This window comes from Sphingobacterium sp. UBA7038 (assembly GCF_002494055.1).
Taxonomy (GTDB): domain Bacteria; phylum Bacteroidota; class Bacteroidia; order Sphingobacteriales; family Sphingobacteriaceae; genus Sphingobacterium; species Sphingobacterium multivorum.
The window spans coordinates 153,633-179,080 of the sequence record NZ_DLAV01000022.1; the positions used below are offsets into that span (position 1 = coordinate 153,633).

Annotated in this window: 21 protein-coding genes; 10 read left to right on the top strand and 11 right to left on the bottom strand. The window is 45.6% G+C overall.

The genetic code is table 11. The features are described from left to right. Positions 1-70: 70 nt before the first annotated feature. Positions 71-2,398: a hypothetical protein gene (locus B3H30_RS15335; RefSeq protein WP_070561159.1), complete on the top strand. Its 2,328-nt coding sequence runs from the start codon at positions 71-73 to the stop codon at positions 2,396-2,398. Between the two features lie 146 nt (positions 2,399-2,544). Next, positions 2,545-4,677: an ATP-binding protein gene (locus tag B3H30_RS15340; RefSeq protein WP_070561160.1), complete on the top strand. Its 2,133-nt coding sequence runs from the start codon at positions 2,545-2,547 to the stop codon at positions 4,675-4,677. A gap of 47 nt (positions 4,678-4,724) precedes the next feature. Here the strand turns inward: B3H30_RS15340 and B3H30_RS15345 are convergent, their stop codons facing one another. From B3H30_RS15345 to B3H30_RS15360, 4 genes are all read right to left on the bottom strand, one after another. Further along, positions 4,725-5,111, bottom strand: a complete 387-nt coding sequence (locus B3H30_RS15345) for a hypothetical protein (protein WP_254667632.1) — start codon at positions 5,109-5,111, stop codon at positions 4,725-4,727. Next, complete coding sequence (locus B3H30_RS15350) at positions 5,112-5,732, bottom strand: NAD-dependent epimerase/dehydratase family protein (protein ID WP_254667633.1); 621 nt, start codon at positions 5,730-5,732, stop codon at positions 5,112-5,114. A gap of 63 nt (positions 5,733-5,795) precedes the next feature. Beyond that, positions 5,796-6,371: a Crp/Fnr family transcriptional regulator gene (locus tag B3H30_RS15355; protein WP_070561161.1), complete on the bottom strand. Its 576-nt coding sequence runs from the start codon at positions 6,369-6,371 to the stop codon at positions 5,796-5,798. Positions 6,372-6,631: 260 nt separating this feature from the next. Then, positions 6,632-7,279 carry a hypothetical protein gene (locus tag B3H30_RS15360; RefSeq protein ID WP_070561216.1) on the bottom strand — a complete coding sequence of 216 codons (648 nt, stop codon included), beginning with the start codon at positions 7,277-7,279 and terminating at the stop codon, positions 6,632-6,634. 602 nt (positions 7,280-7,881) lie between these two features. Here B3H30_RS15360 and B3H30_RS15365 point away from each other — a divergent pair. The 7 genes from B3H30_RS15365 to B3H30_RS15395 all read left to right on the top strand — a co-directional run bounded on the left by B3H30_RS15365 (position 7,882) and on the right by B3H30_RS15395 (position 14,104). After that, positions 7,882-8,328, top strand: coding sequence for an Hsp20/alpha crystallin family protein (locus B3H30_RS15365; protein WP_070561162.1), 447 nt, complete (start codon positions 7,882-7,884; stop codon positions 8,326-8,328). Between the two features lie 76 nt (positions 8,329-8,404). After that, positions 8,405-8,695 (top strand): hypothetical protein, encoded by a 291-nt coding sequence (locus B3H30_RS15370; RefSeq protein ID WP_070561163.1) that lies wholly within the window; start codon positions 8,405-8,407, stop codon positions 8,693-8,695. A gap of 208 nt (positions 8,696-8,903) precedes the next feature. Beyond that, on the top strand, positions 8,904-9,758 hold the full coding sequence (locus tag B3H30_RS15375; RefSeq protein ID WP_070561164.1) for an NEW3 domain-containing protein: 855 nt from the start codon (positions 8,904-8,906) through the stop codon (positions 9,756-9,758). Between the two features lie 21 nt (positions 9,759-9,779). Further along, entirely contained in the window at positions 9,780-10,781 is a 1,002-nt protein-coding gene (locus tag B3H30_RS15380; protein WP_254667634.1) for an ABC transporter ATP-binding protein, read from the top strand. Further along, positions 10,744-11,736, top strand: a complete 993-nt coding sequence (locus tag B3H30_RS15385; protein ID WP_070561166.1) for an ABC transporter permease — start codon at positions 10,744-10,746, stop codon at positions 11,734-11,736. The genes B3H30_RS15380 and B3H30_RS15385 overlap by 38 nt, the downstream gene beginning before the upstream one ends. Positions 11,737-12,059: 323 nt before the next feature. Continuing rightward, positions 12,060-13,478: an SDR family oxidoreductase gene (locus B3H30_RS15390; protein ID WP_070561167.1), complete on the top strand. Its 1,419-nt coding sequence runs from the start codon at positions 12,060-12,062 to the stop codon at positions 13,476-13,478. Between the two features lie 17 nt (positions 13,479-13,495). Beyond that, entirely contained in the window at positions 13,496-14,104 is a 609-nt protein-coding gene (locus B3H30_RS15395; RefSeq protein WP_070561168.1) for a flavin reductase family protein, read from the top strand. 132 nt (positions 14,105-14,236) lie between these two features. Here B3H30_RS15395 and B3H30_RS15400 read toward each other — a convergent pair whose 3' ends face one another. From B3H30_RS15400 to B3H30_RS15420, 5 genes are all read right to left on the bottom strand, one after another. Continuing rightward, a complete protein-coding gene (locus tag B3H30_RS15400) occupies positions 14,237-15,157 on the bottom strand; it encodes a helix-turn-helix domain-containing protein (protein ID WP_070561169.1) in 921 nt (306 codons plus the stop codon). A gap of 58 nt (positions 15,158-15,215) precedes the next feature. After that, positions 15,216-15,992 (bottom strand): SDR family NAD(P)-dependent oxidoreductase, encoded by a 777-nt coding sequence (locus B3H30_RS15405; RefSeq protein ID WP_070561170.1) that lies wholly within the window; start codon positions 15,990-15,992, stop codon positions 15,216-15,218. Between the two features lie 107 nt (positions 15,993-16,099). Continuing rightward, complete coding sequence (locus tag B3H30_RS15410) at positions 16,100-17,329, bottom strand: TCR/Tet family MFS transporter (protein WP_070561171.1); 1,230 nt, start codon at positions 17,327-17,329, stop codon at positions 16,100-16,102. An 86-nt stretch (positions 17,330-17,415) separates the two neighbouring features. Next, positions 17,416-18,309: a helix-turn-helix domain-containing protein gene (locus B3H30_RS15415; protein ID WP_070561172.1), complete on the bottom strand. Its 894-nt coding sequence runs from the start codon at positions 18,307-18,309 to the stop codon at positions 17,416-17,418. A gap of 117 nt (positions 18,310-18,426) precedes the next feature. Then, positions 18,427-18,687, bottom strand: coding sequence for a hypothetical protein (locus B3H30_RS15420; RefSeq protein ID WP_070561173.1), 261 nt, complete (start codon positions 18,685-18,687; stop codon positions 18,427-18,429). A gap of 144 nt (positions 18,688-18,831) precedes the next feature. On the opposite strand from B3H30_RS15420, the gene B3H30_RS15425 reads away from it, so the two are divergent. Then, on the top strand, positions 18,832-20,847 hold the full coding sequence (locus B3H30_RS15425) for a PAS domain-containing sensor histidine kinase (protein WP_070561174.1): 2,016 nt from the start codon (positions 18,832-18,834) through the stop codon (positions 20,845-20,847). 168 nt (positions 20,848-21,015) lie between these two features. On the opposite strand, the gene B3H30_RS15430 is transcribed toward B3H30_RS15425, so the two are convergent. Continuing rightward, positions 21,016-22,125, bottom strand: a complete 1,110-nt coding sequence (locus tag B3H30_RS15430) for an efflux RND transporter periplasmic adaptor subunit (protein WP_217493504.1) — start codon at positions 22,123-22,125, stop codon at positions 21,016-21,018. A gap of 144 nt (positions 22,126-22,269) precedes the next feature. Then, positions 22,270-25,443 carry an efflux RND transporter permease subunit gene (locus B3H30_RS15435; protein WP_070561175.1) on the bottom strand — a complete coding sequence of 1,058 codons (3,174 nt, stop codon included), beginning with the start codon at positions 25,441-25,443 and terminating at the stop codon, positions 22,270-22,272. Positions 25,444-25,448 lie beyond the last annotated feature (5 nt).

Genomic DNA, 25,448 nt, shown 5'->3' on the forward strand with positions numbered 1-25,448 from the left:
CTTTTCGCTGATTATTTTATATTTTTGTACATCTTCCAGCAATAATCTAATTTAGTCGGGAACAACCATTATGCAGTTTAATTTCGCCTTTGATTCCAGTCCGTTTAAAACCCTGATCGCTTTTCATAAGATTATACCCTCTTTTGAAGCAGCGGCCCTATCGCCGGTTGGCTTTCAGGCTAATTACGCCCGATCGCTGCTGGAAGAAATCAGCAAATACCCCGAATTTATCGAGGGCGTAGAAAAAGCCGAAGACCTGCTGCGATACGAGCCTATCATCAAGGTGCTGCTGGCAGATCTGTTTCCAAGCTCACTGACGCATAATGAGATCAAGGCCATTACCATTCCCTTCCATCTCTATACGTTCAACCATACCGCAAGACTGGAAAAAATATTACAGGACGCCGGCGATCACTATGAATTTAGTCTGCGCGACATCTCGCCCGACACCTATTATATCCTCAATTGCTGCGTCATCATCAGTCAATATTATGGCTTTAAGGTGGATGCTATGGATGCCCCGCTCTTTTTGGATATTCCAGACAAGAATAATATCATTCATCATTACCGCGTCCTCTTCAATGCCGATTTTATCGATGTCCTTCCGACAGAACAGGCTATCGAAATTTCGGCAGAAGATATTACCGAACTGGTCGACAACTTTTCAGATATTGCCTTATGGAAGTCCAAATTCCCCGAGCAGAGCTGGATCCTGAAGGGCTTTTCCATTATGACGCTCTTCGATGCCACCATTGAAAATGCGGTATCGAGCTTTAAGAGCAATCTGCTGCGCGAAAAAAGTGCGATCCAAATGGCGGAAATAGAAAGCATCTTCAGGTCGATTTATAAAATAAATGATCTGCGGATCGGACTCACCTCCTTTGAAAAAGTCAGGGACGAGTACAACTTACGGCTTGTCGAAAAGCAGCTGTACAGTCACCTACTTTATGATTCGACCATCGAGGAGTGTGAAAGCATGCTCTGCAGCGAGACCCTGGAGCGCATGCTCAGCAAGGACGAATACCTTGTTGTACCGGATATTGACAAACTGCCGATTGCTGATCCAAAACAGGCCTTTTTTATCAATAAGCTGAAGCAGCAAAATGTAAAGAGCTTTATTTTTGTTCCCCTGATCGAGGGCGACAAAGTGCTGGGTTTACTGGAAATGTCTTCCTCCAGGGTACGCGAACTCAATTCGGTCAATGCCAACAAGCTCAACTTCATCTTGCCCTTTATAAAGGATAAAGTCTCGAAGGCATTTTCCGAAACTGAAAACCAGATTGAAGCGGTGATCCAAAAAGAATATACATCGATCCACCCGAGTGTCAAATGGCGGTTTCAGGAAGAAGCCATCCATTTCCTCAACGACCGCGCCTTCGGCAAAGACTATGCCCTGCAGGAAATCGTCTTTGACCATGTTTATCCGCTCTATGGACAAATCGACGTACAGGGCTCCTCCGAGTCCCGCAATCAGGCCATCCGGCAAGATCTGATCAATCAGAGCGAGGAGCTTATCGCGCTGTTTACGGCGGTCAACCAGACGCAGCCATTACCCCTATTTGAGCAGAAAATTTTCGATTTGGAACGAAATCTGACGACGCTGCAACATGGGCTGCTGACGGATACGGAACAGCTTATGCTCGATTATTTTAACCAGGATATCCATCCTATTCTGGAGAATTTCAGAAAGAATAACACAAATAGCCTCGCCACAGAGTCCATAGACCGTTATTTTGAGCGAATCAACCTGTCCATCGGCGGTTTTTATGAGGCCCGCCAGGATTATGACAACTCCATCACGCTGATCAACAAAAAGCTGGTGGCCGTCCTCGACGAGAAGCAGGTGGAAGCCCAACAGTACTTTCCACATTACTACGAGCGCTACAAGACAGATGGTATCGAGCACAATATGTATATCGGGGCATCCATTGCTCCGGACCGGAATTTTGAGCTGTATTATCTGCGCAATTTACGCCTGTGGCAACTGCAGGTGATGTGTGCCATGGAACAGGAATTTAGGCAGCTGCAACCCTCACTGCCCCACCTGCTCGAGGTAACATCCTTGATATTGGTGTTCGCCACGCCCATTTCCATCCGCTTTCGCATGGACGAGAAGCAGTTCGATATTGATGGCTCCTACAATGTGCGCTATGAAATTGCCAAGAAACGGATCGACAAAGCCAAGATCAAAGGTTCGACAGAACGCATTACCCAAAAAGGCAAACTGGTCATTGTTTACTCCAATATACATGAAGAGACAGAGTACCTAGGCTACATCAACCTACTTCAACACAAGGGATTATTGCAGGATAAAATCGAACAGTTTGAGGTGGAAGATCTGCAGGGCCTCGTTGGCCTGAAAGCGATCCGTGTAGGCTTTCACTTTCAGGAACAATAGGAAAACAGCAACGATCATTTCGGACAGGTTCGATTACCGAAAAGTAAACGGTAGCTTTTTTTTATTTTATAAGGAAAAATTATTGCATTACAATAGCAATTTCGCCGAGATTGGGTTATCTTTACTTCAAAGATTGATCGGGCCATATGATAGAAAATGCATTCAACGAAGCTGCTGTAAACCGTAGGGAAAGGGATCGACTAGCGGCATTACAGCGCTACGATATTATTGATAGTCCTTCCGAACGCATTTTTGATGGCCTGCTACAGCTAGCTGCACAGGTTTTTCAGGTGCCAGCAATGTTGCTCACCTTTGTCGGTGCAGATCATATCTTTATTAAATCCAGCTTGGGCATCGGCCAGGCTGAGCCTATCAACCGCGCGAATAGCCTTTTTTCCAGTGCCATTGAACATCAGCAGGTGATGGTGATTGAAGATCTGCTACACGAAAAAGCATGGACAGGCGATCGCACTTGGATCGACAGCCATGCTCTTCGCTTCTATGCCGGTGCCCCGCTAGTGACAGCCGATGGATTTCTGATCGGCACATTCAGCATTGCCGACCATCAGCCGCGCGAGTTTAGCGAAGCCGAACGGGACAAGCTGGCCTCCTTTGCCCAAACAGCTATGGATCAGGTCGCTTTGCGCCAATCAGCACTAGCGAAGATCGAAGAGGTTGCCGCCGTCAATACCCATCTGGCCAATATGCAGCAGCGGCTGCTTGATCTCAACAGCGAGCTCGAAACTGCCAATGCGCAGCTTACCCAGACCAATAGCATGCTTTTCAAATCGTACGATGTGACCCTGCTGCTCAACAAAAACCTCAAGAAGAACGAGCAGCGCTTGAAATCCTTTATCACCAAAGCACCCATCGCCTTTGCCATTCTAACGGGCCGCGAAATGAAGATCGAGGTCGCCAACGATAAGGTACTCCATATATGGGGTAAAACCGATGCCGTGGTAGGCTTGCCACTGGCAAAAGCCTTGCCGGAGCTCGAAGGCCAGCCTTATTTTGATCTGCTCGACAACGTGTTCACAAGTGGACAAGCCTATATCGGTGATACGGCTCCAGTGGAATTAGAAGAGGATGGAATAGTAAGCACCCATTATTTTGATTTTATTTACGAACCGGTCAAAGGCGAAGACGGAAAAACAGAATCCATTATTGTGATCGCCAACGAGGTGACCGAGCGTATCCGGCAGAACAACCATCTGGAAGGGCTCAACCAGGAGCTGGAAATGGCCCTCAAAGCCGGCGAACTGGGCACCTATCACCTGGATATTCAAAACTGGAAAAATCAGGCTTCAGCTACCTGTAAAGGCCATTTTGGCCTACCGCCAAATGAGACCTTTGAATTTGACGACTTCATTCAGGCGATTATCCCCGAACACCGCGATATGGTGCAGCAAAAAGTGGAGGAAGCCATTGCCAAAAAGATTACCTATCAGGCCGAATATATGACCCGCTGGCCAGATGGTTCGCTCCATTGGATCAATTCCTCGGGACTGACCCACTATGATGCCGAAGGCACCCCAATCGATCTGATCGGGGTAACGGTGGATGTAACCACCCGCAAAAATTACGAGGCGCAAAAAGAAGATTTTCTGAGTATCGCCAGCCACGAGCTCAAAACCCCCATTACCAGCCTTCGGGGGACGATACAGATGCTGGAGATGCTGAAAGACAAATCGGCAGATGCCACCATCGGCAAACTTATTGACATGTCGGGCGCCAGCATCAAAAAAATAACCGCACTCGTAGATGACCTGTTGAATATGCACCGCATCAGCCTAGGGCAGCTCGAACTGAATACCACAACTTTTGCAGCAGCCCAAATGATCCGCTCCTGCTTTCGCGACATCAATATGATCGGCAAGCATCAGCTCAACCTGGAGGGCGACATCGAGGCCAGGCTCCATGCTGATGAACAGCGCATCGAACAGGTGGTCTCCAACCTGATCAACAATGCCATCAAATATGCACCGGCTTCGCATACCATTGACGTGCGCATCGAGCAGCTTCCCCGATCTGTTAAGATCAATGTAAGGGATTATGGCGAAGGCATTCCAGCGGAGCTACAGCAGCAGATTTTCGAGCGTTATTACAGGGTCTATCCCGATGGCAAGAAGTACTCGGGACTTGGATTGGGGCTGTATATCTCGGCAGAAATTGTCAAGCGCCATGGTGGTGAGATCGGTGTGGACAGCAGTCCCGGCCAAGGCAGCAATTTTTGGTTTACCATACCGCATGCCGAACCGCATCCTGATGAAAGCGTGTGAACTAAGGTTTAAGCCAGTACATCAAGCGTCCTTGGTCTCGGCCACCTTTAAACCATTCGATGTTCCATCAGGTAGGCCAATGCCTCACGTACGGCCTGTTCGCTGCTTTTGGGATTAAAACCAAGTTCGGTGCGTGCTTTGCTGATATCAAAATCCTGCTGCAGCCCCGAAAACATCGCAATATCTTTGCGGGTAATCGTTGGCGCCGCACCTTTCAACCGTCCTGCGAGCTCCATAAGTCCTGCGACTCCGTAAAGCAACATTTTGGGAACGGCTGCGGGAATCTTGAGCCCTAATTCGGGATATAGTTTCTGTGCCAATTTGGTCGTATCAGTTATCGTCATACACTTTTCATTGGCCAAAATATAACGTTCGCCTGCTCTTCCGTGGAGGGCCGCGAGGTAGCAGCCCTCGGCGACATCCTTGACGTCCACCTAGTTGAGGGCGATGCCGGTATCGACAGGAATCTGCTTGGTCAGTATAAGGCGGAGCACATCGTATGATACATTGAGGGGCAGAGCGGCTTCGTTGCCGATCATGGCACCGGGCATAACCGACACCAGCTCGATGCCCAGTTCGACCGCCAGTTTAAAGGCCAGCTTTTCCCCATCGTTTTTGGAATTGTAGTAGGCATCCCGCCGGTCGGGGTTGTAACCGTTGCTCTCCTTTGTGGGCGTATGCGTGTAATCCAGTGCAGCAATAGAGCTTACATAGATGATTTTTTTGACGCCTGCCTCTGCGGCGGCTTCGATGGTATTGCGGGTACCCTGCATATTCACGTCGTAGATTTCCTTTTGCGGATCGCGGGCCCATAGCTTAAAAGCCGCCCCCACGGCATAGAACGTATCCACGCCCTGGAGCGCCCTGACAAAAGAGGCCTTATCGGTGATATCTGCCGATACGAGTTCGCAAGGCAAGTTTTTCAATGCAGCGTTGTAATCGAGATTTCGCACAGAAGCGCGTACCTGAAAACCCTTTGTGAGCAGCAGTCTGACCAGGTTATTTCCCAGGTGCCCATTTGCACCCGACACCAATACCAGTGTTTTTGTTGTCATGTGTTTGATTTTAAATGATAGCACAAAGTTCTGCTTTGGCCATTCAAAACCAGTTCACAAATGTTACCTAATGATCTGTTTGCGGATTCGGCTCAAACTTTTGGGGTTCATACCGAGGAAAGATGCGATATATTGCATGGGTACATTGTGCAGCAACTCCGGCTGCTCGGCCATGAGTTTGAGATAACGTTTTTCAGCCGTAAGCGTGGCTAGCTCTTTCGATCTCTTCTCATTGTAACTCAAAGCTTGCTGAAACACATACATGCTAAAATCTTTAAAATCAGGCGATTGCACCATAAGCAGATCGAGGTTTGCCTTACTGATGCGTAGCAGTTCGCAGTCGGTGATACTTTCCAGATTTTCTTCGGTGCAGGTCTGGTTGCTGAAATTTTGGTAAGAGCAGATAAATCCCGGCGGGCAGTTGATATGTGTCGTCAGTTCATCGCCTTTATCATTGTAATGGAACAGACGAACAAAGCCCGACACCACAAAATAGAGGTAAGCCGGTACCTTTCCCTCCTCTTCAATGAGCTGATGCTTAGCATAGCGCACAGGCTCCATATACGTTTTGAGCAGCTCAATCTCGGATTCCGATAGCTGGCTGTGTTGTTTGATCAGCTGAATAAACTTTACGTGCATTTTATCTGTTTTAATCGTCTCCCAATCCTTTCATACGTACACCTGCCATTTCCTGTGCTTGAGTGTCGCATCGCTGGGTATCGCCCATTAACCAAACAAATATACTAAAAACGATTAATATACTAATAAAATTAGTAAATAAATTCTGCATCAGGACTTTTATGCCCGGTATTCCTTGCTGGCGAAAGCCAAAAATTACAGCAAGCTTGGCACAATAAAGAGCAATAAACCGACATGAACGATAAGCGGCCCAGCGATCATTAATTGCGCGCGGGATACGTTGGCGCGGGATAGTCCCTGTCGACATGCATCTGATTGATCAAAACTTCGTTGATCAGGTGACGCATGCGCTTATCATTGACGGCTATTTTTACAATTTTGTGGTTGTAATAGGAATCGGTTTCAAATTCGCTTTCGATTTTCTCGGCGAATGCAGGCGATAGCGATTTGTAGTGCAGGGCAATTTCGGTTTCCTTTTCGGCCACTTTTTTTACGATCAAGGTCCAGAGTACCCCGTACTCCGGAGCGAAAAAGATTTTTCTCGGCGGCGGCACTTTCAATTTTTTATTCTTTAGGGTATACGTATACAGCAGATGAATACTTGGTTTGGAAACATCTTTCGCTGCTGCCGCGACCAGTTTATTATAGTCTTTTTCGTTATCCACAACCGTCTCAATACTTATTCCCTGCTCCTCAATTTCAAAGCTGGCCGTGGAATCTGTACTTTCCAGGGCTGTGATTTTCATTTTGCTGTCCACAAACTGGCCGGCCATATTTGGAAGGGATTCTTTTACACGTTCGAAGCTTGCCGCTAAACGGAGCGGAACCAATTTAGTTGTCACCGTCTGGGCACGCAGACTACCTGCTGCGGCTATAAAAAGAAGTATTATACACAAATATTTTCTCATTATGATTGTTTTTAAGATGTCATTGAGCGATAACGATCGTTCAATTTTCCTCGAATTTACTGATTTTATAGCGGCTATATTCTTCCATCTAATATCCGACAGCATTCATTTACAATTCGTTGTATTTTCAAGCATTTCCGACAGCAATTGGCCTAAAAATGTCTTAACGGCAGCCATACCCCCTCACATACCAGGCCACGGTCATTAACTTGGTCCGGTTGGTCTTTCAATCGCTTTAGCGTCCAGACTGGCTTGTTCAGGAATGGTCAATGTCGCCTCCATCAAACGCTAGGCACCTCGGCTTGTTGCCGCTACGTCAATTGATCAGCCCCTTTACCGGCAAAATACACGACAGCACATCCAGTTTAAAAGTCAAGATTGAGAAAGACAAGGTTGAGTTGGATATCATTTGAAAAAAATTAAAGTTAGCACTATGCTGTCGAAGATTCTACTATTGCTGTCAATTTTTCATGTAAAATCTGACAGTTTTCGTGAAAAAAAATCAGTTTTTTGAACTCGGTATCTTTTTTGTGCAATTTTTAATACAGTCGGCCGACTGGCAATTATAGATTATTGTTATACTTCATTAAAAGGAGGTTACTATGAAACTTGCAAAAAGAAACTGGAACAATTTTTCACTTTTTTCGCCCATGTTTGATAATTTTAACCGTGAGCTTTTAAACTGGGACAACAAAAACTATTCATCAACAAGTACCACTGTTCCTGCAGTCAACATTAAGGAAAACGGAGACACTTTCGAAGTGGAGGTCGCTGCCCCCGGTATGGCCAAAGACGATTTCAAGGTCACACTCGACGGCAATCTCCTGACCATATCTTCGGCTAAGCAGGAAGAAAACGAGGAACATAAAGACAACTATACACGCCGGGAGTTTAGCTACCAATCTTTTCAGCGCAGCTTCGAACTTCAAAAGGAGGTTGTCGATCAGGACAATATCCAGGCACGCTATGAAAATGGCATGCTCCGATTGACAATACCAAAGAAAGAAGAAGCCAAACAGAAAGAACCGCAGATGATCGAAATATCCTAAAAATCCAGCTAGCAGCAATAACCTGGTTAGCCTCCCCTGGAGGCTAACCTATTTTTCAGTCTTTAATCCCCGGACTATGAAAACGTCGAATTACTATATTGAAATACAGATGTACTGCCACGGACGTTACATCACGATCGCCAGTTTTGACAAAAACAGCTGTGAAAAGATTATTCATGAACTATTTGATGAACTGCTCGGTGAGCACGAAGCCTCCGATAGCAGACGGCTGCGCATCAATCTTCTGCTGAACGACACCGCAATTCCGAAGACGCAGTTGCGGTCCATACACTGTACACTGGATGAATTGGCCGAGAATACCAAGATGATCATCAAGAAGACCTTCCGCTCAATCAACTTTGACTGATGTCAGCCTGCAACGACATTTACCGTCAACTACCAGCTTTTAGACCGTTTAAACACATTTTTTTTACATTATTTTTTTTATTTCAATCTTGATTTTTATCAAATTGATTTTTAATTTGGGCACGGTTTTCAAAAAGGCACCTGTTGCCCAAACCAACATTTTTTAAAAGCTAATATTCTATTTAAATATAAATTTTAGTTATTGGATCATGTTAACAGAATTACTAATTACAAACACAGACCGACGTTTTTCTTTCAGGCCATTTTTTATCGCACTTCTAGTGCTGGCCAACAGTTTCAATCTTTCGGGGCAAACCACAAAGCCCCTTAAATCCGGTTTCGAATCGAGGCTCATCAATATTGAAGCCCCCAGCAACGAACCTTTTCGTTATACAACGACCCTGACCAATGGATCCGCCCAATTGGTTAACTACAACCTGAATGCCCAGCTGCCCGATGGATGGCAGATCAGCTACCGCGTAGAAGGGTCGCAGGTGACTTCCCTGCAGATGCAACCCAATAAAGCCCAGGAAATCAGCATTGAAATCAGCTGTCCGATCACGGCCAAGCCCGATAAATATAAAATTCCGGTACGGGCGATCTCCCCGACCGACACCTTAAAGCTTGATCTCGAAGCAGTCGTTAAAGGCTCCTATGCCCTTGAATTGACCACCCCCAGCGGACGGCTGAGCGACGAAGTCGTATCCGGCAGCAGCAAGGAAATTCTACTTAAAGTCAAAAACACGGGCACCCTGCCACTCAATGCTTTGGAACTGACGTCCCAATTACCCAGCCGATGGGAGGCAAGCTTCGATCCGTCGAACATCAAACAGCTCGAAGCAGGTAAATCTATTGACGTCAAAGTCAACCTAAAAGTTCCCGACAAAACTATTGCCGGTGACTATGCTTCCAAATTTGAGATCAAATCATCCAACAGCAGCGCCGACATTTCATTCCGTATGATTGTGAAGACCTCTTTGCTTTCTGGCTGGATCGGCATGCTGGTCATCGTTTTGGCCATTGGTTTGGTGTATTTTCTCATCCGCAAATACGGCCGCAGATAAGGGCGCAACAAAAAGATTATCATGATGAAGGATCCTATCATTCAATTGACAGGACTAACAAAACGCTATGGCAAAGTAACCGCCGTAGACCAGTTGGACCTGCACATTTATCCCGGAGAGATCTTTGGTCTGCTCGGCCCCAATGGCGCCGGAAAAACCACCAGCATTCTCATGATGCTGGGCCTGACCGAACCCACAGCCGGCACCGCCTATGTCTGCGGACATAATGCCACGCGCAATCCGATCGCGGTGAAACGCAAAGTCGGCTACCTGCCTGACAATGTGGGCTTCTACCCGGATATGACCGCGCTGGAAAACCTAAGCTTTATTGCCCGGTTAAATGGACTTACAGAATCCCATGCCCAAGCGGCTGCAAAAGACATGTTACATGTCGTTGGACTCGAACGGGAAATGCATAAAAAAACCGCTGCGTTTTCCCGTGGGATGAAACAACGGCTAGGTTTGGCTGAAGTGCTGATCAAGGCTCCCGAGGTTGCCATCCTCGATGAGCCAACACTGGGTATTGATCCCAAAGGTGTTGACGAATTCCTCGAACTCATCAAACAGCTCAGCAGAGAACACAACCTAACTGTACTGCTTTCTTCACATCACCTTCACCAGGTGCAGCGCGTATGCGATCGGGTGGGTATTTTTGTTGGCGGAAAGCTGCTGGTCGAGGGATCTATCGAAAGCCTATCCCAAAATTTACAGCAGCAGAAAGGCATCAGCACAGTCATTACCCTTGAGCATGCCCAGGGCAATCAAAAACGCTTTGAAGAAGTATTAAAGGATCTACCCGGACTCCGTGATCTTACGATCAACGGATCTACGATCGAGCTAATGACCGACAGCGATACAACAGCAATGGCCGTGCGCCTGCTGGTAAACAATGGCGCCGATATTGTATCGGTGAACCGCAACGACTATCAGCTCGATGATATTTATAACACCTATTTTGAGAATAGCATAACAACAGATACTGTCTATGAAAAATCCAACGGTTTCTTCAAAAGATATCAATAAGCGGCCAGTCATACCGATGCAGGTGCTGGTCCGCAAAGAAATTGCGTCACATATCCGGAGCTGGCGCTTTATTATACTGATCCTACTCATCGTGCTGACCTTCGGCGCCTCCCTCTACGTATCATCCATGGGGCTCAAAGATGCTGTCAGCAATATGCGCGATCCCGATCAGTCATTTTTATATTTAAAGCTACTGACCATAACGGATAATTCTATTCCGCCGTTTCATGTTTTTTTAAACTTTTTAGCACCCTTGTTGGGCATAGCCTTGGGTTTCGATGCCGTCAATGCGGAATATAACCAAGGAACACTCACCCGTTTGCTGGCGCAGCCAATTTACCGTGACAATCTCCTGTTCGCCAAATTTCTGGCGCCGCTGGCCGTGGTGGGTACATTATTTGTTGCGCTGGTTATGCTGATGATCGGTGGCGGTCTCCTGGGCACTGGTGTACGGATAGAACCGCAGGAATTGGTACGTATTTTGGGTTTCACCCTGATCAGTGTGCTGTATGTTGCCTTCTGGCTGAGCCTTTCCATCCTGTTGTCGATCCGCTTTCGCCAGCCGGCCACCTCAGCACTTACCGCAATCGGCATCTGGTTGTTTTTTACGGTATTTTTCCCTATCCTGGTCAACCTGGCAATACGTCCCTTTTTGCCCAATCCCAATTATATTTCTGAGCAGGAATATATTGGCTATAACGAACTCATCTTAAATTTACTTCGCTTATCACCGAGCCAGCTCTACACTGATGCAACCACCACCCTATTGATGCCTTCGGTACGCAGCCTGGGTCCCATTTCGATGGAACAGATGGTCGGTGCCATCCCTTCGCCACTCTCCTTTCGGGAAAGTTTTCTCATGGTATGGCCCCAGATCAGTGGACTCAGCGCAGCCATGATGATCTGTTTTGCCTGGTCTTATTACATTTTTATGCGGCGGGAAATCAGAAGTTAAGGGCTTCCACCAAAAGAGCTTATCAAAACTGCATTCATAAACTGTAAGGCGCACCCTCCCGTGCGCCTTTTTTTATTTCCTTTCAGCCCCTCCGTTTAGGTCATTAATTTGCTCTCTCTGATGAAGTCAAAGAGCAACAGGGGCGTTCACACGATAATAGAAAGACGACATCAAGTCAAAGAACAACAGGGCCGCCTACACGATAATAGACAAGATAAGACGAAGATAATAGAATAATAATATACCAAATAAAAACAAATTAGCTCCATTTTTGGTATATTTGTATATAATAAAATGAACAGCTGCACTTAACAAATCAGGCTATGAAAATTCTCTTGACCGGTGTTACCGGGTATATCGGAAAACGTCTTCTGCCAGTGCTGCTGGAGCAGGGACATGAAGTGATCTGCTGTGTACGAGATAAGAATCGTTTTGACACCTCGGCCATCCCGGCAGCTGTTGAAGTTGTCGAAGTTGACTTCTTGGATCAGGAGACCCTGAAAAATATCCCGGCTGAAATTGATATCGCTTATTTCCTGATCCATTCAATGGCTACGCAATCCGGTGATTTCCAGCAGATGGAAGCCCAATGTGCGACCAACTTCCGGAACTTTATTGAAAAAACCAACGCGCAGCAGATCATTTATCTGAGCGGAATAGTTAATTCGGATCACTTATCGAAGCATCTCGACTCAAGAAGGAACGTTGAAAACATCCTAGCAAGCGGGCGCATTCCGATCACCACACTGCGCGCCGGTATCATCGTTGGCTCGGGGAGCGCATCTTTCGAGATCATCCGCGACCTTGTGGAAAAACTTCCCCTAATGATTACCCCCAGATGGCTGAAAACAAAATGTCAGCCCATCGCCATACGCAATGTGATCGAATTTATGATCGGGGTCATCGCCAGACCGCAGACTTTTAACAAAAGCTATGACATCGGCGGTCCCGACATCCTCAGCTATAAAGAAATGCTGCTGCAATATGCTGCGGAGCGGAAACTCAGCCGGCATATCATTGTGATCCCGCTCATGACGCCGCGGCTCTCCTCCTACTGGCTCTATTTTGTGACTTCGACGTCCTATAACCTGGCTAAAAACCTGGTCGACAGCATGAAAGTGGAAGTGGTCTGTCAACCAAATCATCTGGCCGAAGATCTCGGCATCCAGCTGATCAGCTACCGTGCATCCATCCGCTTAGCTTTTCAAAAAATTGAAAGCGACAACGTGGTGTCCAGCTGGAAAGACGCACAGACCAGTAAAATTTTATCGGGCGGGCTTACCCGGCTGCTGGAAGTGCCCAGCTATGGCTGCTTTAAGGATATTCGTACAGCCCCACTTCCTGACAGTGAAGCGTCATTGACCAAAATCTGGTCCATTGGCGGCAATTCGGGCTGGTATTATGGCAACTGGCTCTGGAAAATCCGGGGCTTCATGGATCAACTGGTCGGCGGCGTAGGCATGCGTCGGGGACGCAAAAATAAAAGTGACCTTGCAGCCGGCGATGCACTTGATTTTTGGCGCGTGCTGATCGCAGATCGAAAAACGAAACGGCTGCTGCTCTATGCGGAAATGAAACTCCCCGGAGAAGCATGGCTAGAATTTAAAATCGAAAATAATATCTTGGTCCAGACCGCGACCTTCAGACCGCTAGGCATCGCCGGAAGGCTCTATTGGTATGCCGTATGGCCTTTTCACGGCTTCATATTTAAGGGCATGATCAACAGGATCGCTAACACGTAAAAAAGTATTCATACACTATGATTTATAATGAACAGGCCATTGTGGCATTTGAAAGAAGATACAGAGCTAATTTTATCAACTCGCTGGGCGGCTTTAAAAGTCTGGTATTGATCGGTACAAAAAACAGGGACGGCAGTGAAAATCTGGCCACTTTCAGCAGTTTGTTCCACCTAGGCGCAGATCCGGCACTCTGCGGTATCATAATCCGGCCGGCAACAGATTTTAGTAGCACACTGGAAAATATCCTAGCGCAGAAATGGTATACGATTAATCATGTTTCCCCCGCATTTGTACATCAGGCGCATCAATGCAGTGCCAAATACCCAAAAGGTGTTAGCGAATTTGATCAGGTTGGACTTACCCCTGAATATCTGGAAAATATTCCGGCGCCTTTTGTCCAAGAAAGTAAGATAAAATTTGCCTGCAACTTTGTTCAGAAAACAGCCATTGAGCTGAATGGCACCACAATGGTCATTGGTCAGATCAAGGCAGTTTTGGTACCGGACAACTGTTTAAAAGAGGATGGCTATATTGATATCGAAGAAGCCGGGACAGTTACCACCAGCGGTCTTGATAGTTATCATACCACAAGCCGGATAGATCGGTTACCTTATGCAAAGCCTTAGGTAACCTTGGGCTGGAATTTACATCAGAGCGAAACAGATTATTCGAATTTTATTAAGACTTTACTCCGCCGAACGGAAGATAATGCGATCCAACGTGGATTAATGTGCATACAAATGTCCCGTCAAATTCATTCAATTAAACATGCCCCTAAATTCCAGTGGTGTTTGAGCAGTTTTCTTCTTGAAAAGTTTGCTGAAACTTTGGGCATGCTCAAACCCCAGTTCATAAGCGATTTCGTTTACCGTTAGTTGTGTTGTTGATAATTTCTCTTTGGCTTTTTCAATAAGTTTATTGTGGATAAACTGCTGGGTATTCTGACCAATGAGCGCACGTAGCATGTCGCTTAAATAACCTGCAGAGAGATTCAACTGTTCCGAAAGAAAATGTACAGTTGGAACACCTCGAACAACCGAATTATCATTGTTCAGATAATCATCTAACAGCGCCTCTGCCTTCTGTAAAATATCATTGTTTACATTTTTCCGAGTAATGAACTGTCGCTTGTAAAATCGGTTGACATAACTCAGCATTAACTCAATCTGGGAAATAATGACTTCTTGGCTAAATTCGTCTATCCGATTGTCCAGTTCATTTTTCATGATGTTCAAGATAGCTATCATCGTTTCTCTTTCCTGATCAGATAAATGTAACGCTTCATTCACAGAATAGGTAAAATAGCCGTACTTTCTAATTTTATGTGCTAAGGGAGAACCCAGGAAAAAGTCAGGATGAATCAGCAGCAGATAGGCATAGGTATCCTTATTATATTCTGTGCTACCCACCAATTGATTGGGTGCAAAGAAAAGCATACTTCCTTCATTAAAATCATAATAACCCCTACCGTACTTGAGTTTTCCGCTATTTTTTGTTATAAACGTTATTTTGTAGAAACTGAGGACATCATAGATTGGAGCCATATCGGTATTGAATGGGTTGTCCTGATTAAAATGAACCAGACTAATCAAGGGATGCTGTGGTTTTGGCAGGCCAAAAGCTTCATGACTCTCTGATATGGATATAAAGCGCCTTAACTTACCGTCTTTCTTTTTCATAGTATAAATTTATAAAAAAACCTGTAACGCATGATTACAGGTCTTTGAATCGGTGATTCTACCAGGGAACTTGACCGCCTTGTTCTGTTCGGTAAGTAGCCGGTCCCGTAAAGCTCCCATTGGGAATATCTTCTGCGAGCGCAACGCGTATCGGCTCAAGTGCCCCTTCTTCCACCGTATCCGTCCCTTCAAAATTATTCAGGGCTGTAGCTGTAAAACCCGGACTTACCAGATTTACCTTAACATTTGTATTTTCCAACTCATTTGCAAGAGAAAGGAAAACTCCATTCAACGCTGTTTTGGAAGCCCCATATACCGCATCAAATCCACTACGAAAGGTATTGTCCTGATCGGCATTCAGCGTTAGTGAACCTAGGGAACTTGAAACCGTTACGATCCTTGATTGTTTCGCATTCCGCAGTAAGGGTAACAATGCCTGTGTTATGGCAAGGGTGCCAAATACATTGGTTTCCCAGACCTGACGCATTTCATCTATTGATGCAACGCTTGCTTTCTGGGCACTAAGAATTTCCCACATGGTGCGACCGGGAGTTCCAGCGTTTGAAATCGCCGCATTATTGACCAGCAAAGTAAGACACCCAAAATCATTTTCTATTTTACTTACTGCTTTCTTGATTGAATTGGTGTCGGTGATATCCAGCTGAATAGCCTGCGTTTTAAATCCTATCCGCTTGGCGGCGTCTTCTCCTTTTTGTAAATTTCGCGATCCAACAAACACATCATATCCATGATCAGCAAGAGCTTTGGCTATCTGAAAACCAACACCTGTATTGGCACCCGTAACAAGGGCTACTTTTATTTCATTTGTCTGCATGTCTCATTATTTTAAATTTAATAGGACAAAGTTCAGCATCTACAAATGGTCAATTGTAGTCGAATTGAGGAAATTTCTAACCAAATTAAGGGTAGATGCAAATTCAGCTATGACGCAGTTGATGGTTTGCTTTTTTTTGACGTATAATAGACGATCATAGCACTTAGCATCATCAACATAGAGGCCAACAAGAAGGGAGCACCTGAAAACTTAAACGGTGCTTTATCATGTGTAAAGTAGTAAAAAAGATTAGTCATCATAGGCGGCCCAACGACTGAAGTTGCACTTACCAGACTTGTTAATGCACCCTGAAGCTCTCCCTGTTGATTTGAGGGGATACTTTTGCTGATCATTGACTGAAGTGAAGGCCCACAGATACCACCCAATGAATAAGGAATAAGAAAAAGCATCATCATCCAACCTTCCGCTGCAAAAGAAAACAGGAATAAGCCCAGTGCATAAAAAATCAAGCCATAATAGATACTTTTTTGCTCCCCTAATTTTGGCGTGGTCCATCTGATCAAAACACCCTGGACTAATCCAAGTAAAAGCCCCAGTACACCTAATGACATACCTACGATTCTTTCCGACCAATCAAATTTATACATGGTAAAGAAATGCCAGTTACTTTGTACGGCATGGAGTCCGATATAGACCAAAATTAATGCAATTACTAAACTTGAAATTTTTGGATATTTTGCCAGCAATTTTAGCGATCCGATCGGATTTGCGCGTCGCCACTCAAAGGGTCGTCTTTTGGTTTCGTCCAAACTTTCAGGAAGAATGAAATAACCATAGATGAAGTTCAATAAACAGAGAACCGATGCAACATAAAAAGGAATTCGCGCACCATAGTGCCCGAGCAAGCCTCCCAGTACCGGCCCTATAATAAATCCCAGACCAAATGCGGCACCTATTAAACCAAAATTCATCGTTCTGGTTTCATCCGTAGACACATCAGCAATATACGAACTTGCTGTTGATATGCTGGCTCCAGTGATGCCCGCTAGGATGCGTCCGACAAATAGCCAACCAATAGAAGGGGCCAATGCAAGTAAGAGGTAGTCCAATCCAAATCCCAGGAGCGAAATTAACAGGATCGGACTTCTTCCGTATCTGTCACTGAGATTGCCGACCATCGGCGCACATATGAACTGGGTGAAAGCATAGGCAAAACCCAACCAACCACCATATGTCGCCGCTTCAGTGATGTCACCATGGATAAGTTCACCGACAAGTTTAGGTACAACGGGAAGTATAATTCCCCAAGCTGTAATATCAATTAGCAACGTGATAAATATAAAACCAACGGCTGCTTTTTTCGCTGTTTTTTTCATGGCATAAAAATAGACAGCGTCAAAAAAGTAGGCATTGACACCTTAATGGGATTTACGTGCAATTTTTAAGGTGATTTGTCGATTACCTATGGAAGTTTAGCTATGTTCTTTTGATTCCGATAGGATGTTGGAGACACCCCACTGATTCTTTTAAAATACCGACAGAAGATGCTGGTCTCGCCAAAGTTTAACGCATTGCTGATTTCCTTGATCGATAGGTTGGTCGATTTAAGGAGTGTCTTAGCTTCCAAGATCAATATATGGTCAACCCATTGCGCTACCGATCTACCCGTTTTTTCCTTCAGGAAGGTGGAAAGATACTGTGGTGTTAAATGCAATTTCTCCGCGTAAAAATTAACGTTCCTGTGTTCCTTGGTGTGTTTTAAAATTAATTGATAGAAATCATCGATAATCTCGTGTGTGCGGCTTTTTGGTGAACTCTTGGAATTGGGCAGCTCTGAATACATTTCGGAGATCATATTGATCATTACCATGACCAGATGTCTAAGCATTTCGGCTTTATTCGGACTTGGCTTTTTATTGTAAAATCCTTTAATCAAAGATAACAGTTCATTTTGCAATCTACCTTCGTCCTCTTGAAGCCTAACTACAGGTTGCCAACGTAGCTGATCATTCATTACAAATTCACGCAACATTGGAAATGCGGACATAAAATCTAGTGAGATTCCAATTGTGACGATCTCTGCGTCATCACTCAGGTATTTTGTATCCATTAATAACTGCGGTGGTAAAACAGCTATATCACCGGCCTTTATTTCGTAATCCAGGAAATGGATCTGCATTTTCATAGCTCCTTTTAGCATGAAACCAAGTAACAATCCGTCAAATAACCGGCTATGCTCGGTATACCCCGCACTTGATCCGGCCAATTGATGGAATACAACGATACCGTCTGTCTTTTTTGAAGGATCAATAGGATATAATTGATAAACGTTATCGAGTGTTATAAATAAAGCCATGTACAAATATTGAAAAAATATTTTTTGTGATCCGTATTTTGAGCGACACAAATCAGAAGCAGATGACAACACGAAGTTAGGTAAGCAGGGACTCCCCTAAAAGGATGACAATTTGTGCTAAAGCCGATATCGAAGGGATAAATTGCGCCAAATTTCTGTCGCAAAATGCTGATCTGAATGCCTGTTTTCAAAAAACCAATGGTCACCTCTTTTTACCAGATTTTGCTCAATTCCATCGAGCAAAATGGGCAATTCCGTATCGAGCTTTGATAAAGACTTTTTCAACAACACCAGCTGATAATCCTGTCCTCTATACGTTAAACGGAACACCTGTGAACGATGTGGTTCCCCGCTTATCCCATCAATTGTGCCTTGCATAAATATAGATCCTCTAAAATTTTTAAAATACAGCAATTACGCCAATACGAATATGCTAAAAAGTATGTGAATCGAACACAAATCAGCTTCCTATTTCATACTTTTTTATAACGAATATCAACAAATAATCGTGCCAAAAGATAGATGTCTATTTATAAAAATGTATTCTTTATCTTTGGACTAATGGACATCAATAATAAATTTGGCAGTGCCACTTTTGGCGAGGACCACATCTTACAGGCGCTGAGCAGTTCTCCCGAGCCGACGTCAATATATACTGGGACAGAGATGACCATCCAGTTTGCCAATGCGGGTATGCTTAGCCTATGGGGCAAAGATGAATCCGTTATTGGAAAGGCGCTGATCAGTGCTATTCCCGAACTGGAAGACCAGCCGTTCTTATCTATTCTGCAAGAGGTTTGGCGTACGGGCAAATCCTATTCCGTTAAGGAAGCGCCGGCCAGACTCATTAAAAACGGTGTTCCGGTGACTGACTATTTCGATTATGAATATAGAGCCCTATTAGACCAAAACAATCAAACCTGGTGTATTTTGAACACGGCCCACAATGTTACTTTAAGGAGGCAGCATCAGCAACAAATACAGGAAAAAGAAAAAAAGGAACAAGGGCTTATGGAGGAAATGGCGGCAACGCTCGAAGAATTGACCGCTACAAATGATGAGCTCAACAGTTCCTTACAACTTCTAGCAGAAAGCCGTGAACAAATGCGGACAATTATTGAGCAGGCACCTGTTGGCATAGCGATGCTGAAGGGGCCGGAACTGATTATTGACATCGCCAATCCGACCATATTAAAGATCTGGGACCGTCATTTGGCGGAAGTGCAGGGCCTGCCGCACGATATTGCAAGGCCCGAACTACAGGGCCAGCCCATGATCCAATGGCTCCGGGAAGCGTTTGAAAAAGGCGAACGGAAAACAAATAATGAACTTTCCATCATGCTGCGCCACAAGGACGGTTTGCGGGAGGCTATCGTAAATTCGATCTATCAACCTATTTTTTCAGCTGACAACAAAGTCACGGGAATTCTGATTATCCTCGAAGAAATTACGGACCAAGTCCTTGAACGCCGGAAAAGCGAAAAGGACCAACAAATGTTATCCATGGCTATTGATGCCGGAGAGCTTGCGACGTTCTATTATGAGCCTGAGCTGAACCTTTTCTCCGGAAATGCGCTATTAAAGTTATGGTTCGGTTTGGCCGATGAAGATCAATTGGATCTATCTGCCGCTATTAATTCCATTGTAAAAGAGGATCAGGAACGCGTCATGGCTGCCATCACTGATGCACTGAGCGAAGAGTCGGATGGCAATTACTTTATTGAATACCGTATCGTCCATCCACAGTCCCCGAACGGTAGGCTCGTGCAGGCACGTGGTAAAGTGTTTTATGATGCCAAGGGGAAAGCCGCAAGTCTGAATGGTACACTAAGGGATATTACCGAACAGAAAGCTGAGGAACAGCGGAAAAATGACTTTATAAGCATCGCTAGCCATGAACTGAAGACACCGCTGACCTCTATCAACGCCTATCTTCAATTGATGCAGCGTCAGGCACTCCTGACAGCAAATACGAATTACCAGGACCTTACGTTGAAATCTCTTAAACAGGTTCGCAATATGAAGAACCTAATCAATGGCTTCTTGAATATCTCGCGATTTGACTCCGGCAGAATGATGATAGAAAGAGAAGTGTTTGATCTGAAGGAATTATTTACTGAACTTGAAGATGAATTTAAATTGAGGATCAATTCTCATCAGATTGTCGCTGACCTGACGCAAAGTCTATCCATCGATGCAGACCTGAATAAGATTGCGCAGGTCGTTCAAAATCTGGTAGAAAATGCAGCCAAGTATTCGCCAATAGGAACCCAGATTACATTTGGCTATTCGCCCACAGACAACAAGGATATCGAAATTTTTGTCAGTGACGAGGGTATGGGAATTGCCGAGGAAGACCGCGATCAGATATTCGAGCGATTTTACAGGGCAGGAAAAGATCGGGTCGGAACAATCTCGGGATTTGGCATAGGTCTCTACCTCTGCCGTGAAATTGTAGAACTGCATAACGGACATATCGCTGTGGAGAGCAACTCCGCGGGCGGAACCACATTTAGGGTGCGGCTTCCTGCGCAGTAAGCTCCACCCCCAACTTCGCCGCCACTATGTTATCTAGCGGTTTATGGTTGTGTCCCTGCACAAGATCAAGCAATAGGGATCTTTGCTTCAAAGCGCTGATCCGACTAATTAAAAAGTATGAAAGGTTTCCAAGAAACCTTTCATACCTATCAAATAAAAGCATTAAACCTATTTTTCCAGGGGAAGTTTGACCCCCTCCTTGATTTCGTCATTGGCATGCAGCAAGATCTGATCACTCTTGTTTAGCTTACCAAAAACCTCGGTAGAATCATGCGTAGATACGCCTTCTTTGATATCCACGAAATGTGTCTTACCCTCTATCAGTTGAATCACATACTGTCTTTCCGTCGAACGTACAATACTATTGGATGGCACCAATAAAGAATTGGCTCCGGCAGACAATGGAATATCCACTTCACAATATAAACCAGGCTTGAGTTTGTTATCCGAGTTGGCGACATCCACCTCTATCGCTTCGGACTGCATGGCGCCCAAAGAATTTGCCGAACGGGCTATCATCCCTTCAAATACCTTATTCGGTTTATTATTAAACCGATAAGCGACCTTTTTCGAAAGGTCTACTTTATCGACATAGGTCTCGGGGATCTGCACTTCCAGCCGTAATTTATTGAGATCCTGCAGGATCAACAGGGGTTGATCATTTCCTTTTCCTGGTCCGACCAGTGCTCCTTCAGAAACGTTACGTTGTACAATCACACCATTGAAAGGCGCTTTGATATTCAGATAAGACTGCAACATTTCAACCTCTTCCACATTTGCTTTTTCCGACATGGCTACCGCTTCGTCGGCTTTCATCTTTGATAGCGCATTGTCCAGATCAAGTGGTGATACAGCACCTTCCTCCTGTGCAGCATTTTTGAGCCTTTTATATTTATCCTTACTCGCAGAAGCAGTCTCCTGTGCCTGCACAAAACGTGAATGCGCAGCCTGTACCGCAGCGAGCATTTCTGGTGCCTCTAGCTGCATCAGCAGCTGTCCCTTTTTGACAATTGCTCCTCTGTCCACCAAGATATGCTTGACAAAGCTGTTCATTTTGGCATAGATATTTACCTCGTTAAAGGGTTTGAGCTTACCAGGTAAACGCACGCTGCTGGACATGACTTTCTCTTGTATCACTGTTGTCTGATAGGTACTGGCCTTAGCCGGATTTTTCGGCGTCAGGTCAATCGGCTTTTCGGTATGACCGCAAGCGCTAAGTAAGCCTGTCAGTACTATTAAATAGCCTATTTTTTTCATCGGTTTGATTTTCTTGTTCATTTCTCAATTATGTCTTTAAGGCATATATGCTGCCTTTGGCGATTTTATCTTTTTATACGATTATGTTCCTGTTCCATAGTAACTTCCGTCTATATCTCGCAGTTTATACTGCTGGATTTCGATTCCGAAAGAGCACTATATTTTTTAGTTTACACGATACGCGTCTTTTTCCATCAATGGCTTCCGATGATCAGGCTCGTCCTGCGGCAAGAGTGATTCGGAGTCGAACGTAGATTTTTCTTTCATCCACACAAACAGGAGCGGCAGAATAAAGAGGGCAGCAAATGTGGAGGCAAAGAGGCCACCGATCACGGCCCGGCCCAATGGAGCTGCCTGTTCACCCGTCTCTCCCATTCCCATGGCCATGGGAATCATACCGGCAATCATGGCCATACTGGTCATCAGGATTGGACGTAGCCGCGTTGTCGCACTGGCCAACGCTGCTGTCCTAGCATTGCGGAAGTCCAACCGCAGTGCTTCCGCATTGGACACGATCAGGATCGCATTGGCGACGGAAACCCCGGTAGACATAATCATACCCATGTATGATTGCAGATTGAGCGTAGACCCTGTGAGCAAAAGCATCGCCAACGACCCTAATATCACTGCAGGAATAGTGACCAATGCGGTCAGCGAAAGCTTGACACTTTGATAATTCGCCGCCAACAGCAGAAAGATCACAACAACTGCGCAGGCTAGCCCCAACTGCAGACTACCCATGGTATCGAGCAATAGTGTCGACATCCCCTTCATTTCCACCACAACACCACGCGGCGGAGCCGGAAGTTCACGAATAGCTTGTTGCACATCGGCTGTTGCTGCCCCCAGGTCCTTCTTATGGATATTTGCCATCACGGTCAGATACCGCCTTGGCCCCTGTCGGTCATATTCACCGGGTAAATATTGTGTATTGAAACTGGCTATATCGCCCAAGGTCGGTGTGAGCTGCCCTTTCACCAGCGGAATTTCGCGCAGTTCGTCCATTGTATTCATCACGTATTCAGGCACCTGCACCTGTACCTGATAGGTATAGGTATTGTTTTCATCGAGCCATTGGATCTTCTGTGTAAATCGGCTTGATGACGTACTGGCTGTTACCGACCGGGCAATATCATCCATCTGCAGACCAAGCTGTGAAGCTTTGAGGCGGTCGATGGCAATGGAAATGGTCGGCAAGCGGAGGGGTTGCGCGATCTGCACATCACGCAGATAGCCGATATGCCGCAATGAACCGACAACCTTATCGGCGTAGACCTTCAATTCGTCCATTTTCTTGCCGGCGACACGCACTTCGATCGGTGTTGCAGCTCCCTGGCTCATAATCTTTTCGGTCATATCAATAGGCTCAAAATTCAGGCGCAAATTTGGTAGTTTATAGTGGATGTTACGCCGTAAAACATCTTTGAGTTCGTCCATATTGACATGATAGTCTGCATTCAGGTTCACCTGAATCACGGCTTCATGCGTTCCGGTATTGAATACATAGAGGTTGCTGACCCCATAGCTGCTGGGCACCAGACCTACATAGGCCGAACTGATGGCAACCTGATGGTTGACCGTACTGTCGATTACTTGCAGAACCTGTTTGACAGACTCTTCGGTGCGCTCCAGCCTAGTTCCATCGGGCTCTTTGATCCGCAACTGAAACTGCCCATTGTTGACTTTGGGCATCATATCCTTGCCGATGTACACAAATGCGCCAGTGGCAAGAGCCACCGTGAGCAGCAGATATCCTATGATAACTTTGCCCTTATGCCGCATGGAGCGGTATAAGCTAAAGCGATAACGCTTTTTGATCTTATCGAAAAAGCCCGGCGAGTCTGACTTGAAATGACCAATATGATGCTCTTTGAGCAGCCAATTGGACAAAATGGGTACCAAGGTCTGCGCCATGAAATAAGAAGCTATCATCGTCAATCCAATGGATAAAGAAAGTGGCAAAAACATTGCCCGGGGAATTCCCGTCATCATAAAAGAAGGTGCAAATACAGCCAAAATACAGAATAGGATCAAGAGTAGCGGAACAGCGATCTCCTGACAGGCATGATAGATCGCCCTACGTTTGTGTGTACCCTGTTCTTGATGCTGATGTATGCTTTCGATGGTCACCGTGGCCTGATCGACCAGGATACCGATGGCCAGTGCCAAACCGCTCAAGGTCATGATATTGATGGTCTGGCCAAACAGTGTGAGCAGAAAGACACCGATCAAAATGGATACCGGTATGGTGACGATCACGATCAGGCTGCTCCGCCAGTCACGCAGAAACAAGAGCACCATAAGACCGGTAAGCAGAGCACCGAGCCCCCCTTCGTGCAAAAGACTCTGCACCGAATTCATAACCGCTACGGACTGGTCAAATTCATAAGATACCTTCACATCCTCTGGCAGCAGGTTCTGGATTTCCGGCAACTTAGCCTTAAGGTTGCTGACCACTGCCCAGGTGGATGCATCCGAAGTCTTAACGGCGGGAATATAAACAGAGCGCCGACCATTGATCAGTGCGTAACTGACCGTCACATCCGAAGCGTCCGATACGCGTGCGACATCTTTGATATAAATTGGGATCCCATTTTTTGTCAGAATAGGAATATTGGAGAAATCTGCAACATTCTTGATCAGTGAATTGATGGTGGTCACATACATCGTATTGTTGAGGTGCAGGTTGCCTGATGGTGACATGACGTTGAATTTGGACAATGCCATCACCACCTCGTCGGCGGTCAGGTTATAGCTGCGCAATTTATTGGGGTCTACATTGACCGTAATGGTCCGGGAGTTGGCTCCAAAGGGTGGCGGGGCCGAGAGTCCCGGTACCGCAGAAAACATGGGCCGCACCAGCGTACTCGCCATATCGTAGATCTCCTTGAGGCTTTTTGTCTTCGAAGACAGCACCAGCTGCCCCACAGGTAAAGAGGAAGCATCAAAACGAACCACCTGTGGTGGCAATGCCCCTGGCGGAAAGAACTTCATGGCCCGGTTTACCTGCAGTGCTACCTGCGCCGAAGCTTCGGCCATATCGGTATTTTCATAGAAACTAAGTTTTAGGAGCGTAAGGCCCTGAATATTTTTGGCTGATATATTTTTGATTCCGTTGACATAGAGAAATTGATCCTGCATCCGGGAGGAGAAAAACCCCTCCATTTGTTGCGGAGACATTCCACCGTAAGATTCAATGACGTAAATTGTCGGTGAATTGAGCTGCGGAAAGATATCAATCGGTATTTTCAGTACAGCGAGTACCGAAAAGAGCAGCAGGCTCAGGGTAATGATCACCGTGGTAATCGGCCTTCGTAAAGCAGCTGTGACAAGTGACATAAGTA

Coding starts and splice junctions, on each gene's coding strand:
- B3H30_RS15390 (WP_070561167.1), top strand. CDS start 12,060: ATGAAAATTCTCTTGACCGGTGTTACCGGGTATATCGGAAAACGTCTT.
- B3H30_RS15375 (WP_070561164.1), top strand. CDS start 8,904: ATGTTAACAGAATTACTAATTACAAACACAGACCGACGTTTTTCTTTC.
- B3H30_RS15410 (WP_070561171.1), bottom strand. CDS start 17,329: ATGAAAAAAACAGCGAAAAAAGCAGCCGTTGGTTTTATATTTATCACG.
- B3H30_RS15365 (WP_070561162.1), top strand. CDS start 7,882: ATGAAACTTGCAAAAAGAAACTGGAACAATTTTTCACTTTTTTCGCCC.
- B3H30_RS15395 (WP_070561168.1), top strand. CDS start 13,496: ATGATTTATAATGAACAGGCCATTGTGGCATTTGAAAGAAGATACAGA.
- B3H30_RS15360 (WP_070561216.1), bottom strand. CDS start 7,279: ATGAGAAAATATTTGTGTATAATACTTCTTTTTATAGCCGCAGCAGGT.
- B3H30_RS15355 (WP_070561161.1), bottom strand. CDS start 6,371: ATGCACGTAAAGTTTATTCAGCTGATCAAACAACACAGCCAGCTATCG.
- B3H30_RS15380 (WP_254667634.1), top strand. CDS start 9,780: ATGATGAAGGATCCTATCATTCAATTGACAGGACTAACAAAACGCTAT.
- B3H30_RS15420 (WP_070561173.1), bottom strand. CDS start 18,687: ATGCAAGGCACAATTGATGGGATAAGCGGGGAACCACATCGTTCACAG.
- B3H30_RS15350 (WP_254667633.1), bottom strand. CDS start 5,732: ATGACAACAAAAACACTGGTATTGGTGTCGGGTGCAAATGGGCACCTG.
- B3H30_RS15335 (WP_070561159.1), top strand. CDS start 71: ATGCAGTTTAATTTCGCCTTTGATTCCAGTCCGTTTAAAACCCTGATC.
- B3H30_RS15340 (WP_070561160.1), top strand. CDS start 2,545: ATGATAGAAAATGCATTCAACGAAGCTGCTGTAAACCGTAGGGAAAGG.
- B3H30_RS15425 (WP_070561174.1), top strand. CDS start 18,832: ATGTCTATTTATAAAAATGTATTCTTTATCTTTGGACTAATGGACATC.
- B3H30_RS15385 (WP_070561166.1), top strand. CDS start 10,744: ATGAAAAATCCAACGGTTTCTTCAAAAGATATCAATAAGCGGCCAGTC.
- B3H30_RS15405 (WP_070561170.1), bottom strand. CDS start 15,992: ATGCAGACAAATGAAATAAAAGTAGCCCTTGTTACGGGTGCCAATACA.
- B3H30_RS15415 (WP_070561172.1), bottom strand. CDS start 18,309: ATGGCTTTATTTATAACACTCGATAACGTTTATCAATTATATCCTATT.
- B3H30_RS15400 (WP_070561169.1), bottom strand. CDS start 15,157: ATGAAAAAGAAAGACGGTAAGTTAAGGCGCTTTATATCCATATCAGAG.
- B3H30_RS15435 (WP_070561175.1), bottom strand. CDS start 25,443: ATGTCACTTGTCACAGCTGCTTTACGAAGGCCGATTACCACGGTGATC.
- B3H30_RS15430 (WP_217493504.1), bottom strand. CDS start 22,125: ATGAACAAGAAAATCAAACCGATGAAAAAAATAGGCTATTTAATAGTA.
- B3H30_RS15370 (WP_070561163.1), top strand. CDS start 8,405: ATGAAAACGTCGAATTACTATATTGAAATACAGATGTACTGCCACGGA.